This window comes from Actinomadura verrucosospora, from assembly GCF_039540335.1.
Taxonomy (GTDB): Bacteria; Actinomycetota; Actinomycetes; order Streptosporangiales; family Streptosporangiaceae; genus Spirillospora; species Spirillospora verrucosospora.
The window spans coordinates 73,225-87,080 of the sequence record NZ_BAABEV010000025.1; the positions used below are offsets into that span (position 1 = coordinate 73,225).

Below are 13,856 nucleotides of genomic sequence, written 5' to 3' on the forward strand. Positions count from 1 at the left end.
CGCTCCGCCGAAGCGCGGCAACTTATCACCTCCCCGTTTCCCCCAACAATGATCAAGCCGGTGTGAGAGGCGGGACGGTAACGCCCGTGGGTCCTGCGTGTGTCGGCTGTGTTGCTTCCGTCTGACATCCACGGACGGTCACGAATGTGTGCCACCTCACGTGGCGCACGCAACACACCCAACAACCCAGAGAGGAGAGAACGCTATGCGTAGCGAGCTCTCAGTACTGCTGCAGCGGATGCGGTGGCGCAGCCCCGCAAACGCCGCGGCAACCGCCGTGGTCGCCGGCATCGCCGACGCCCTCGGCCGCAAGTACACGTCCCCCGACATCGGCGACACCGCCGTCATCGGGAACGGCCACGGCCGCCTCGCGGTCTTCGACTTCGCCGGGAACGTCTGCTCGTGGAACGTTCCCTTCGGGCACGGCGTGCCGGTCTGCAACGGCCTGTACGACGGATCGAAGACCACCGCGTTCCGGCTCGGCGTGGCCGGTGAGGACCGTCCGACGGACATCCGGTTCAAGGCCAACTCGGCCACCCTGGTGTCAACCTGGACGAGCCCCACGGGGCAGGCCAGGGAGGAGGCCGTCATGGTGGGGTCCCCGACGACCCCCGACGGCAACCAGCTGGTGCGAAGGCTCACCTGTGAGAGGGGGAGCGTCACCGCCACGCTGGACTTCCGCCTCCGCTACGGCCACGCGGGCGAGCAGCCGGTCCAGTGGACCGTCCTGCGATCCGGGCGCGGCTTCACGGAGTGCGTCGCCACCGTGGGGAACGTGAAGATGTTCTTCACGACCAACATGCACCTCACGTTCGAGGAGGGCGGGACCTCGGTCAGGGGGTCTCTGCTCCTGAAGGCCAAGAAGTCCGCCTTCTTCGCGGTCGGAGGACACGACAGCCTGTCGCCGCGGACCGACAAGGAGGCAAAGCGCCTCATCGTCGAGTCCGACAAGGGCTGGCTGAAGTACGTCCAGAGCCTGCGGAACCTCCGCGGCAAGTACGCCGAGATCGCGCTCCGAAGCGCGATCAACCTGCGGCTGCTGGGCTTCGGAAACGGGGGCTCGTTCTACGCGGCCGCCACCCGGAGCCTCCCGGAGGACGACCCGCGGCTCGGCCAGGCCGTGCGGTGCTGGGACTACCTGAAGGACTGGGAGCGTGATGGCGTCCTGACGGTGCTCAGCCTGACGGACGCGGGGGACCCGAAGGTCCTCCTGGCGCGCTACCAGTGGTACAAGAAGCTGCACGACATCCGCCGCAGGCTGGCGATCATGCACGAGGTCGACGGCGGCAACGTCGCGAGCAACCTCGAGGTCGTCATCCCCGGGATCGGTCACCGCGGCTCGGTCTACCGCGTCGGCAACGGCGCGGGCGACCAGAAGCAGCACGACTGGATCTCGTACGCGGCGGAGGTGTGCTACCGCCTGGCGCTCCAGGGTCTGATCGACCTGGAGTTCGTGGCGTCCCTGGCCGTGCAGGCCAGGGCGGCCATGTTCGAGCCGTGCTCCGGCGTCTGGGAGATCCGCCCCGCGGAGAACCAGGAGAACGGCGCGAAGTTGCGGGTCTACGCCTCGGCGCAGATCCTCAACGGCCAGGCTCTGGCCTACTTCTCCAAGATCTTCGAGATGGCGGGGGAGCAGGAGAAGGCCCGGGAGTACAAGGCCCTGGCCGCCAAGGTCATGCCGTGGGTGCGGGACGAGTGCGTCAAGCACGGCGTCATCGTGGCCGCGCCCGACATGCCCGTGCTGGACTCGTCGATCCTCCTCGCCTTCATGCAGGCGCCGGACATCTTCGAGTCCGTGGACGAGGAGCTGGTGCGCGCCACGGCGCTCGCCATCGACGCGCCCCACACCGCCGCGGGACCCCTCAAGGGGCTCCGCGTCGGCAAGGGGCACGTCCGCTACCACGCGGCCGAGTTCCAGGACGGCATCTCCCTCGCCGAGGAGGGGCTGTTCAACAACATCACGGGCTGGCTGGCCATCGTGTTCCTCCTGCTCGGCATGCCCCGACGTGCCGAGACCCTCATGGGGGAGCTGATGGGCATCCTCAACCGGGTGCGGCAGGCCACCGAGGAGAACACCCCCGAGGGCCACGCCCTCGGGAACCTGAACCAGGCGTACGTCTACCAGGCGATCATCTGGTTCGCTCTCCTCTTCGAGGCCCTCATGGCCGAGATCGAGGAGGCGCTGGCCGCTGAGGCGGTCTAGCACACCAGCCGCACCGTGCAACTCGCGGTACGGCAGCAAGTGAATCGTGCCGGCCCGTGCCTTCGGGCACGGGTCGGCACGACCACACCAGAACACCGGTCCGGCTCGTACCCTTCGGGGCACGAGCCGGACTCTTGTGTAAAACGACGCGCCAGCCCCCAGACCAAGCCCTCAGTCGAAGAGATCCTCAGCCGAATCAGCACTGACCGCACGCCAGATCCACCGCTCGATCTGCTCGGAATCGCTACACCCCTCGACCCGAGCACGAACACCCGCAGAGACATCAAGCCCGCGCGCCTCAAGCAAGAGAAGAAGCCCCTTGGCCAGCCCCTTGGCCAACCCCTTGGCCAACCCCTCGGCGAACCCCTCGGCGAACCCCTGGCGAAACCCCTCCGCGAACCCTTCGGCGCGGTGGGTGAGGGCGAACTCTGACTGCCACTCGTAGTTGTCGAGCTTCACTATGTCCTCCATGAGTTTGCGGGCGGCGTCAGAGAACCGCGACATTACGTAGTCATGATAGAGCGCTCCGGTGTCGCCGGTGAGTGAGCCGATGGCGGCGGAGAGGCCTCGGAGGACGGCTTCCGACTGCGGGCCGTCCGCGTGGGCGGGGGCGCTGAGGACCGCCAGTTCGGGGAGGCGGCGGGCCTGGTCCGGGTCGGTGATGGGGGGCAGCATCTCGGGATGGACGGTCAGGGGCTTGAGCACCCAACCGGGGTGTCCCATGTCGATCGGGACGGCGCATCCTCGTGCCGTGGCCTGGTCCGGGCACAGGACGAGAAGCACCACGGGGCAGCGGCGGCGCAGGCGCAGCGACGCCAGGTAGGCGGGCCAGCTGTAGGTCTTCTGGCGTAAGGCTCGTAGCTGGGATTCGACCACGACGCCCAGAACGGGGGACTTCGGGTCGCCGAGTAGGACGGTGGCGTCGCAGCGCAGTTCAGCAGGGTTGGTGTCGGCGTAGGACTCCGACGCCAGCGTGGCTCGCGCGTTGGTGGACACGTCGAGTCCGAAGACGCTCCGCAACATCTCGGGGACGAGCTGTGGCCTGTTGCGGACCATCTCCAGCGGCAGCTCGTGTTCGTTGGTGGGCATGAAAGCAAGCTAAGAGTAATCACTTGGCAACGTAGAGCTATCGAGTCGATTGGGTCCCCGCGTGCCATGGCAGAGAGGATCGCAATAGCTCGATCGCGCTATCGAGCTGGCCGGGGAGGGCGGTTGTTGTGCTGGTCAGGGGAGTAGGTGGGGGAGGAGGAGCCAGGTGCCCAGGGTGGTCATCGCGGCGCCGGAGAGGCGGGTGATCGTGCGGGCGGCTGCGGGGCGGGGGTTGAGGATGGTGCGGGTCAGTGTGCCCAGGCAGAGGTAGAACGCGGCGCAGGTGGCCATGAAGGTCAGGCCCAGGACGGCGAGTTGGGCGGGGACCGGCCAGGCGTCACGCGGATCGGTGAACTGGGGCAGGAGGGCCAGGAAGATCAGCAGGCCCTTGGGGTTGAGGCCGCTCACGCCGACGCCGCGCAGGAAGGTGCCCCAGCCGGTGCCGGTGCCGGTCCGGACGTCGAGGGGGCCGGGGCGGGCGAAGGTCGTCACGCCGTGCCAGATGAGGTAGAGGCCGCCGACGACGGTGAGGGCCGTCAGGGCGGACGGGGAGCCGGCGACCAGCGCGCCGACGCCTGCCGCGACGATCGCGGTCACCACGGCGTAGCCGGTGACCAGCCCGGCCACGGCGGGTACGACGCCGCCGCGCAGTCCGGTGGAGAGGGTGAAGGCCCAGTCCGCGCCCGGGACGGCGATGAGCAGCAGGGACACCGCCCAGAACGCGAGCACCGATCCCGCTGCCATCGCATTCCTCCCCTTCTGGCGGCCATTACGGGGAGAATACGTTCGAACTGGCGGAAAATGGTTTCGACTTTTGGCCGTTCAGAACCCTTTTGTGGAAGAATCTGCTTTGTGGACGCCATCGATCGGAAGATCCTTGCCGTGCTCCAGGAGGACGGCCGGTTGACGGTCACCGAACTGGCGGCGCGGGTGGGGTTGAGCGTCTCGCCGTGCCACCGGCGGCTGCGGGAGCTGGAGCGCGGCGGCACGATCCGCGGGTACCGCGCGGTCGTGGACGCCGCCGCGCTCGGCCTGACCTTCCAGGCGCTGGTCTTCGTCACCATGCGGCAGGAGGACCGCGACACGCTGCTCGGCTTCGAGGCCGCCGTCGCGAGGGTGCCGGAGGTGGTGCAGGCCCAGCGCCTTTTCGGCGACCCCGACTATCTGCTGCGCATCGTCACCGCGGACCTGAAGGCCTATCAGGAACTGGAGGACGACGTCCTCGCGGCGTTGCCGGGGGTGCAGCGGCTGAACTCCACGCTGGTGATGAAGCACGTCGTGAACGATCGGCCGCTGCCCACCTGAGCTACTGCCTGACGATCCAGTGGTCGTTCGCGCCGGCGCGGACGAATTGCAGGGACGGGCAGAGATAGTCGCGGGGGTTCGGGGTCGCGGTCGGCTGCCAGGGCGAGTCCGAGGCGGTCGCCGGGCTCCAGGCGCCGTTCCTGCGGAGCTGGATGGAACTGCTCTCGAAGACGACGTTCTTCGCGTCCGCGCAGTAGTAGGCGTTGCCCGTGCTCGGGTCGCGGGACGCGTAGATCTCGAAGATGTCCCAGCCATAGGTCAGCGAGCTCGTGTCCCGGCCCGACTTGCTGTAGAAGAGGCTCCAGGAATTCGTCGTGTAGTTGTACAGGTACGCCGACCACGCGTTGGTGGAGGCGTTCGTCCTGACGAGCTGGACGCTGTAGGCGGGGCGCCCGTTCACGCTCTTGGTGTAGGTCCGGAGGAAGTTCGCGTCCATCTTCACCTCCTTGGCGGGCCCGTTGCCGCCGCACCAGTCCCAGGCCCAGATCTCGTTTCCGACGACCTGGGAGTAGACGGTCGTGATCTCCATGCAGGACCCGGCGGCCTTGACGGTGGGCGTGTAGGTGAAGTCGGCGCTGTTGGACACCCGATAGCTCGTGTCGACGCTGTGGGTGGCGGTCAGCCCGTCGTGGGAGCCGGCGGCCGGTTCGACGCCCCAGAAGTGGTGGATCTGCTCGCGGCGCAGGCGGGAACGGTGCAGGTCGCGGAATCTCTGCACGGCCCGGGCGTTGCGGGCGTCGGGGACGAAGGTGCGGGCGCCCGCGACGTGCCCGCGTTTCGGGGCGGTCGGGTCGGGAGCGGAGGGGGCCGCGGAAACGCTCGCGGCGGGAATGGCGGTAAAGGCGGCGAGAACGGCGCAGGCGAGCAGGGTTCGACGCTGCATCACGCGACTCCTTGTTGCGGGGGGGGCGGTCTGCTAGCGCGCGCTGGTGCCGTCCCAAAGAATCGCTATCCGCGCCTCATACTGTCAACGAAACGTTTTTCAACCCGCCTTCAGAAAGCGTAGAAGAAAAGGGACGGGCCCCGCGCTCCGGGCCCGTCCCGCACGCGTTTCAGCGGCGGTAGAGGTTCAGCTTCTCCTCGCCGATGCGCTCGCGCAGCGCCGGGTCGTCCACCCCCTGGCCCTCGCCGGTGGCGCCGCACAGGACCGCGACCTTGCCGATGTGCTGGTTCGTCTGGACGGCCCGGGTCGCGTCGCCCGCCTCGTCCAGCGGGAAGACCTTCGACAGCGTCGGGTGGATCATGCCGAGGCCGATCAGCCGGTTGATCTCGACGGCCTCGTGGTAGTTGAAGCCGTGCGAGCCGATGATGCTCTTCAGCCGCATCCAGAGGAACCGGTTGTCGTACTCGTGCCGGTACCCGGTGGAGGAGCCGCAGGTGACGATCTTGCCGCCGCGCTTGGCGACGTAGACGGACGCGCCGAACGTCTCGCGGCCGAGGTACTCGAACACGATGCCGGGGTCCTCGCCGACGAGCCGGCGGATCGCCTCGCCCAGCATCCGGCCGGCCTTCGGGTGCCGCAGGCCCTGCTCGCCGAGCTCCAGGTCGTTGCGGTTGATGATGTGGTCGCAGCCCTGCGAGCGGACGATGTCGGCCTTCTCCTCGGAGGAGACCACGGCGACCGGGATGCCGCCGCCGTTCTTCACGAGCTGCGTCGCGAACGAGCCGAGCCCGCCGGTCGCGCCCCAGATCAGCACGACGTCGCCCTGCTTCATGCGGGCGCCGTGCGACCCGACGAGCATCCGGTAGGCGGTCGCGGCGCACAGCGTGTTGGAGCCCGCCTCCTCCCACGTCAGGTGGGCGGGCTTGCGGATCAGCTGGTTCGCCTTGACGATGCAGTACTCGCCGAGCGACCCGAAGTTCGTCTCGAAGCCCCACGCGAGCTGGCTCTCCGACATCATGCCGTCGTCGTAGGAGCCGTGGTCCTCCTCGTCCACGTAGGACGGGGACAGCACGACCTTGTCGCCGACCTTCCAGCTCTTCACGCCGCTGCCGGTGCGCACGACGACGCCCGAGCCGTCCGAGCCGAGGATGTGGTACGGCAGGTCGTGCCGGGCGCCGTACCAGCCCTGCCGGCCGAACTTCTCCAGGAACGCGAACGTCGGGACCGGTTCGAAGATCGCCGACCAGACGGTGTTGAAGTTGATCGCGGCGGACATCACCGCGACGACGCACTCGTCGGGCGCGAGCTCGGGCATCTCGACCTCGCCGACGTGCAGGGAGCGGCGCACGTCCTTGTCGGTCTGGCCCTCGAAGATCCCGACCTCGTCCTTGCGGGTGAACGCCGCGCGGAAGCGGGTCGGCAGGTCGATCTCCTGCAGCTCGGGACCGCTCGCGCCGGACCGGACGGCGTCGAGCAGGGCGTGGGACGGGCCGGGGTGGGCCATGGGGAAGTCCTCCGTGGAACGGGGTTCGGGGGGCGGCCCTCAGCGGGCCGTGATCGGCGCGGGGACGGCGTCGCTCTCCCGCCGTCCCGCGAGCATGGCCTCCAGGTGCGCGGCGAGAACGCCCACACCGGGCGGGTCGAGCAGGTTGAGATGGTGCGCGCCGGGGATCGTGACGATCTCCAGGTCGGCGCAGAGCCCGCCGAAACCGTTGGTCCCGTCGAGCACGTAGCGTGCGTCCCGCACGGCCCAGGGGGTCTCCTCGGGCGCGTGGTACAGGATGACGTGCCCGTCGTAGGGCTCCGGCTTGTACGCCTCCAGGGAACGGGTGTCCTGGTGGGACGTGAGCTGGTGGGTGAGCGCCGCCGGGGGGATGTGGTCGACCAGCGGCGCCGCACGCTCCATGACCAGCGCGAACTGCGACTCCTCGTCCAGCCCGGACAGCTCCTCGTAGGTGAGGGCGACCTCCAGGCCGTAGGTCTCGTTGATGTAGTCGGCGAACGCGGAGAAGCGCCGGGCGAGCGTGTCGGACTCGTCGTCCACCGCGAGCGGGAGGCCCGCGTCGAACAGCGCGACGAACTCGACCTCGCGGCCCGCCCGCGCCAGCTGCCGGGCGGTCTCGTAGGCGAGGACGCCGCCGAACGACCAGCCGCCGAGCCGGAACGCGCCCTCGGGCTGCGCCTCCACCAGCTGCCGGACGTAGCGGGCGGCGCGCTCCTCGACGGGCGGCGCGTCCTCGAACCGCTCCAGCCCGTACACCGGCTGGTCGTCGCCGAGCAGGTCGACGAGCTGGCGGTAGCAGGCGGTGGTGCCGCCGGCCGGGTGCGCGATGAAGATCGGACGCCGGTCCCCGGAGGATCTGAGCGGCCGGACGGTCTGCCGCGCCGCCTCCTCGTCGGCCGCCCTGAGGTACTCGGCGACGTTCTGCGCCGTCGGCGTCTCGAACAGCTCCCCGCGGGTGACCTCGCCGCCGACCTCCCGCGCGACGAGGGCGACGACCCGGTCGGCGTCGCGGTCCCGGCCGCCGAGGTCGGCGAAGAAGTCGGCGGTGACGCCGACGCGGTCGAGGCCGAGGACGTCCTCGAAGATGCGGACGGCGAGGCGCTCGGCGGCGTCGCGCGGCATGACGTACCCGGGCTCGGCGTTCGACACCGCCGCGGGGGCGGGGGCGCCGGCGTCGGCGAGGCCGAGCTCGCGGGCCGCCCACTCCTCGAAGACGTTCACGCTGGCGCCCTGGAGCAGCACCGACGCCGGGACGGTCAGCCCGAGGTCGTGCTCGACGCCGCTCTTGATCCGGACCGCGACGAGGGAGTCGAGGCCGAGGTCGGTGAGCGGGACGGACGGGTCGAGGCGCTCGGGGTCGAAGCCGAGCACGGCCGCGATCCGGTGCCTGACCTGAGCGGCGATCATCTTGCGGGCGGTGGCCGGATCGAGCTCCCCGAGCGCCTCCACGCCGGGCCAGTCACCGGCGTCGCCCGCGCCCAGCTCGTCGGCCGCCTCGGTGAGCGCGGCGAAGTAGGGCATGTTCCGGATCTCCGGGAACAGGCCGACGGCGGTGGCGGGGTCGAAGCGCAGCACGCCCGTCGCCGCCCTGCCGTGCACGAGGAGGGCCTCCAGCGCCTCCGCGCCCTCCGCCGGGCTGATCGGGTCGATGACGGCGACCGACGTCTCGGCGGCCCCGCCGACCCGCGACCACGTGCCCCAGTTGATGGTGGTCCCGGGGCGGCCGTTCGCGCGCCGGTACGCCATGAGCGCGTCGGTCGCGGCGTTCGCGGCGGCGTAGGCGGCCTGCCCCGGCGAGCCGAGCAGCGCGGCCGCCGAGGAGTGCGTGACGAGCCAGTCGAGGTCGAGGTCCCAGGTGGCCTCGCTGAGCCGCCGGGCGCCCTCGACCTTCGCCGTCCACACCCTGTGGAGATCCTCCGGGCCGAGGTCGGCGATCAGCCGGTCGTCGATCGCTCCGGCGCCGTGCACCACCCCGCACAGCCTGGCGCCGCCCTCCTGGGCGACCGCGACCAGGCGTTCGGCCGTGCCGGGCCGGGCGATGTCACCGAGCACGACGCCGACGTCGACGCCGTCCTCGCGCAGGCGGGCGATCACCTTCTCGGCGTCGGCGTCGGGGCCGCCGCGCCCGGACAGGACGATGCGCCCGGCGCCCCGTTCGGCCAGCAGCCGCGCGGTGACCAGGCCGATCCCGCCGTACCCGCCGGTGATGACGTACGCGCCGCCGCGCCGGACGGCGCGCTTCTTCCTGGCCGGCGTCTCCGGCAGGACGGCCTGCGCGAGGCGCGCCACGTGCCGGGTGCCGGCGCGCCAGGCGACCTCCCGCGCGTCGTCGCCCGCGAGCAGTTCCGCGACCAGATCGGCGGGACGGTCGACGTCCACATGGGTGGCGCGCTGGACGGTGCGTTCGAATGCCAGAACCCTGGTGAGCGCGCTGACGAACCCGTGGCCGGGCACGCCCTCCCCTGCCAGGGGCAGCGCGGAGCGGGTCGCGATGTAGAGGCGGGGGCCGTCGGGCAGCGAGCGGCTCACCCCGGCGACGGCGAGGACGAGTCCCTCGTCCACGAGATCGGCGGGCGGGACCAGCACGACGCCCTCGACCGGCTCGGCCATGGCCGGATGGTCGTCCGGCGGCCGGTTCGTCGGCCGGTGCCGGATGACGCGCCTCCCGCGCTCCTCCAGCCCGGCGGCCGCCGCGGTGCCCAGCGCGTCGTCCTCGTCGGCCAGCACCAGCCAGGTGCCGCCTTCGGACGGCTCGGCGCCCTCCGGGAGGGGCGTCTCGTCCCAGACGAGTTCGACCAGCTTGTCGGCGAGCGGGACGGGGATGTCGTGGCGCTCGACCCGGCGGAGCACGATGCCGGTCGCCTCGGCGAGGACCTGGCCGTCCGCCGCCAGGAGCGCGACCGAGCCCGTCACGCCCTCCTCGCCCCGGACGACCCTCGCCTGGACGTGGCCGCCGCGGTGCGTCGGGCCGAACACGCGGAGGCTGCCGATCGTCTCGGCCTGCCACACGCCGCCGTCGCCGCCCGCCGCCTCGTCCGACAGCACGGCCAGGCAGCGGTCGAAGACCTCGGGGTGCAGCCGGTAGTGGCGGCTGCCGCGCTCGGCGGCGGCGACCTCGGTGGCCGCGCCCGGCCCGGACGCGGCGGGGGGACGGCGGTCCTCTCCGACGTCCGCGCTGGCCAGCCGCGCCCACGTGCCCGCCGGGGTCAGCGCGTGGATCTCCACCCGCTGCTCCGCCTCGGTGAACGTCGTCGTCACGGTCGCGTGGTCGGCGAGCGCGAGCGGCCGCTCCATCCACAGGCTGTTGACACGGACGTCCTCGGTGCCGAGCGCGGCCGCGCCGGCGGCGAGCGCCATCTCCGCGAACGCCGCGACCGGCAGGGCACGGGCCCCCGCCTGAGCGCCGGCCGCGCCGCGCAGCCACGGCTGCGCGGCGAGCCCCACGTCGGCGCGCCAGGCGTGCCGGTCTTCGCCGGGAAGCTCCACATGCGCCCCCAGGAGGGGGTGCTCGTCGCGCCTGCCCGACGTGCTCGCCGACAGGTCGACCCAGTGCCGCTCGTGCCGCCACGGCGACTGCGGGACGTCGACGATCCGCCCGTCCACGGGCCTGCCGATCGTGTGCCCGTGCGCGGCCAGGGTGGCGAGCTGCGCGTGGAACGTCAGCGTGTCGTCGGTCTCCTGGCCCTTCGGCGCCCGCCTGAGCGTGTGGGTGACGAGCGCGCCCGTCCCCTCCAGGGTCTCGCCCACCGCGTGCGCCAGGATCGGGTGCGCGTTGACCTCGACGAACGTCCGGAAGCCGTCCTCGGCGGCGGCCGCGACCGCGTCCGTGAGCCGCACCGCGTTCCGCAGGTTCGCCGCCCAGTGGTCGACGCCGAGGGCGGACGCGGAGTCGAGGTACGCGCGGGGATCGTCCTGGGCCGTGGTGTAGAGCCTGATGCCCTCGGCGAGCGGGGTGCCCCGCTCGGCCCCCACGCCGGCGAGGAGTTCGCGCAGCTCGGGCAGGAGCGGGTCGACCTGCGGCGAGTGGCCGGCGCCCTCGGCCTGCACCATCCGGGCGAGCCGGCCCTCGGCCTCGGCCCGCTCGACGATCTCGGCGACCTGTCCGGCGTCGCCGGTGACCACGGTCTGCCTCGGCGAGGAGTGCACGGCCGCGTAGACCTCGGGAAGCCCCTCGCCGAGCCGCGCGACCTCCGCGGCGGACGCGCCGAGGACCGCCATCGCGCCGCCGCCGACGAGCCGCGTCAGCAGGCGCGACCTGCGGCAGATGACGCGGACGCCGTCCTCCAGGGTGAGCGCGCCCGCGACGACGGCCGCGGCGACCTCGCCCATCGAGTGACCGACCACCGCGCCGGGCGTGACTCCGTACGCCCGCCACATGCGGGCGAGGGCGATCTGGATCGCGAACAGGACCGGCATCGTGTCGGCCGGGCCGTCCGGTTTGCGGCCCTCTTCGAGGAGCGACCACAGGTCGGGGCCGCCCTCCTCGGCGAACAGGCCGTCCAGGTCGTCGATGGCCTCGGCGAACGCGGGCTCCTCCTCCAGGAGCCGCTGCGCCATGCCCGCGCGCTGCGCCCCGTACCCGGAGAACACCCAGACGGGACGGCCGGGCGCGCCGAGCGCCGTCCCCGTCACCACGCCCGGGTGGGGACGCCCTTCGGCCAGGGCGGTCAGCCCTTCGACGAGCCCTGCGCGGTCTCTGGCGGCGACGGCGGCGCGGGCCCGTCCGCGGCCGGCGCGCCGGTGCAGGGTGCGGGCGACGTCAGCGAGCTTCACGTCCTGGTTCGGGAGCCACTCGGCCAGCAGGGCCGCGTGGTCGCGGATGCGGTCGTCGCTGGTGTCGGACAGGGGGAACGTCCTGACCACGGCCGGTTGGACGGTCGTCTCCTGCGCGGGAGCCTCTTCCAGGATGACGTGCGCGTTCGTCCCGCCGAAGCCGAACCCGGACACGCCCGCCCGTGCGGGCCGCCCCCGGTCGGGCCACGGCGTCTCCTCGGCGACGACCGCCAGGCGCAGCTCGTCGAACGGGATGTGCGGGTTGGGCTCCTTGTAGTGCGCGCTGGGCGGGATGACCCGGTGGTGCAGCGCGAGGACCGTCTTGATGAGGCCCGCTATGCCCGCCGCGGACTCCATGTGCCCGAGATTGGACTTCGCGGAGCCGAGCAGCAGCGGCTCTCCGGGGCCGCGGCCCGCGCCGAGGACCTCTCCGACCGCCTTGGCCTCGATGGGGTCGCCCAGGAACGTCCCCGTTCCATGGGCCTCGACGTAGTCGACCTCTCGCGTGTCGACGCCCGCGCTCGCGTAGACGTCCCGCAGCAGGGAGCGCTGCGCGTCGGAGTTGGGGGCGACGAGGCCGTTCGAGCGCCCGTCGGAGTTGACGCCGGAGCCGCGGATCACGGCGAGGATCCGGTCGCCGTCCCGCTCCGCGTCCGACAGCCGCTTCAGGACGACGGCACCGCAGCCCTCCGCGCGGACCATGCCGTCGGCGGAGGCGTCGAACGCCTTGCAGCGCCCGTCCGCCGCCGTCCCGCCGGCGAGGTCGAACGTCATCGTGACGGTCGGCGACAGCAGCAGGTTCACGCCCCCGGCCAGCGCGACGTCGGCCTCGCCGCCGCGCAGCGCCTGCGCGGCGAGATGCACCGAGACCAGCGACGACGAGCAGGCCGTGTCGACGATCATGCTGGGGCCGCGCAGGTCGAGCAGGTACGACAGCCGGCCCGCGATGATGCCGAGCGACGCGCCCGTCGCCGTGAACGGTTCGAGCGAGGCCAGGTCGGACGCGGTGAACGCGGCGTACTCCGGCGCCGACACGCCGACGAACACACCCGTGCGGCTGCCGCGCAGCGACGCCGGGCCGATGCCCGCGTGCTCGAACGCCTCCCACGCCACTTCGAGGACGAGCCGCTGCTGCGGGTCCATGACCGCGGCCTCGCGCGGGGTGATGCCGAAGAACTGCGCGTCGAACCCGGCGACGTCGCGCAGGAACCCGCCGAGCCGCGTCGTGCGGTCGAGCAGGTCGCCGACCTCGGGGGAGCCGTCGTCGAACGCGTCCCACCGGCCGTCCGGCACCTCGCGGATCGCGTCGCCGCGCCCGGTCAGGAAGCGCCAGTAGTCGTCCGGCCCGGTCAGGTCGCGGCCGCCGCCGGGGAAGCGCAGCCCGGCGCCGACGACGGCGATGGGCTCATCGCTCGCGGCCCGCCTCGCGGCCGGCTCCGGCGCCGGGGTCTGCGCGGGGGTCCCGCCGGCCAGCGCGACGGAGAGCTTGTTGATCGTCGGGTGTTCCCAGACGAGGGTGGCGGGGAGGGCTCGCCCGAGCATCTGCTCGAGCTCGCCGGCGATCGCGACCGCGTCCCTGGAGGCCAGACCGAACTCCTCCAGCGGCCGGTCGGGGTCGACTTCGGCGGCGGTGGTCCTGGAGCGGCGCGCGATCTGCTCGATCAGGTGCCGGCGGACCGAATCCTCGCTGATCCGTGTCTCGTCCTGCGCGTTCTCCCGCGCGGCTCCGGAACGATCGTTGCTCTGCATGCGGTGCGTTCCCCCCATGAAACCGGGATCGTTCGTCGAAGCGGAGGGACCACTTTGTCTCACGATGACCGACTCACGATGCGCACCCAGACCACTTTTCTCCCCCACGTCTTGTCACGGTGATGACAAGACTCGGCAGTAACCAATGTGGCCTGATGGGATAGTTGTGGTACCGCGGCCTGGAGTCAGGGCCGAGTAACGAAGCGCCAACCAATAGTAACAATAGCGACGACTGTTTTTAGGGGGAAGCGGCGGATTTCCGCGGCCGGTGCGGGAGTTCACGCCGTACGGACTGTTGACCCGCGGCCGATACCGATGGGCGCTGGCGGTGGTGGCCGTCAGCGCATTCA

The 13,856-nt window shown here is 71.7% G+C and carries 7 protein-coding genes; 2 read left to right on the forward strand and 5 right to left on the reverse strand.

What is annotated here, in order from left to right; translation table 11 throughout:
* Positions 1 to 205 precede the first annotated feature (205 nt).
* The gene (locus ABD944_RS25165; RefSeq protein ID WP_345180420.1) at positions 206 to 2,203 is read left to right on the forward strand and encodes a glycoside hydrolase family 15 protein; all 1,998 of its coding nucleotides are present in this window, start codon (positions 206 to 208) and stop codon (positions 2,201 to 2,203) included.
* A 171-nt stretch (positions 2,204 to 2,374) separates the two neighbouring features.
* Here ABD944_RS25165 and ABD944_RS25170 read toward each other — a convergent pair whose 3' ends face one another.
* Together ABD944_RS25170 and ABD944_RS25175 are read right to left on the reverse strand one after the other, a co-directional pair.
* Positions 2,375 to 3,292 (reverse strand): hypothetical protein, encoded by a 918-nt coding sequence (locus tag ABD944_RS25170; RefSeq protein ID WP_345180423.1) that lies wholly within the window; start codon positions 3,290 to 3,292, stop codon positions 2,375 to 2,377.
* Positions 3,293 to 3,427: 135 nt separating this feature from the next.
* Complete coding sequence (locus tag ABD944_RS25175; RefSeq protein ID WP_345180425.1) at positions 3,428 to 4,036, reverse strand: LysE family translocator; 609 nt, start codon at positions 4,034 to 4,036, stop codon at positions 3,428 to 3,430.
* Between the two features lie 108 nt (positions 4,037 to 4,144).
* Between ABD944_RS25175 and ABD944_RS25180 the strand changes: the two genes are divergently transcribed.
* Positions 4,145 to 4,597 carry an Lrp/AsnC family transcriptional regulator gene (locus ABD944_RS25180; protein ID WP_185029243.1) on the forward strand — a complete coding sequence of 151 codons (453 nt, stop codon included), beginning with the start codon at positions 4,145 to 4,147 and terminating at the stop codon, positions 4,595 to 4,597.
* 1 nt (position 4,598) lies between these two features.
* On the opposite strand, the gene ABD944_RS25185 is transcribed toward ABD944_RS25180, so the two are convergent.
* The 3 genes from ABD944_RS25185 to ABD944_RS25195 form a co-directional block, all read right to left on the reverse strand.
* Positions 4,599 to 5,480: a carbohydrate-binding protein gene (locus tag ABD944_RS25185; protein ID WP_345180430.1), complete on the reverse strand. Its 882-nt coding sequence runs from the start codon at positions 5,478 to 5,480 to the stop codon at positions 4,599 to 4,601.
* 169 nt (positions 5,481 to 5,649) lie between these two features.
* Positions 5,650 to 6,984, reverse strand: a complete 1,335-nt coding sequence (ccrA, locus tag ABD944_RS25190) for a crotonyl-CoA carboxylase/reductase (RefSeq protein WP_345180432.1) — start codon at positions 6,982 to 6,984, stop codon at positions 5,650 to 5,652.
* 39 nt (positions 6,985 to 7,023) lie between these two features.
* The gene (locus ABD944_RS25195) at positions 7,024 to 13,506 is read right to left on the reverse strand and encodes an SDR family NAD(P)-dependent oxidoreductase (protein ID WP_345180434.1); all 6,483 of its coding nucleotides are present in this window, start codon (positions 13,504 to 13,506) and stop codon (positions 7,024 to 7,026) included.
* Positions 13,507 to 13,856: the final 350 nt, after the last annotated feature.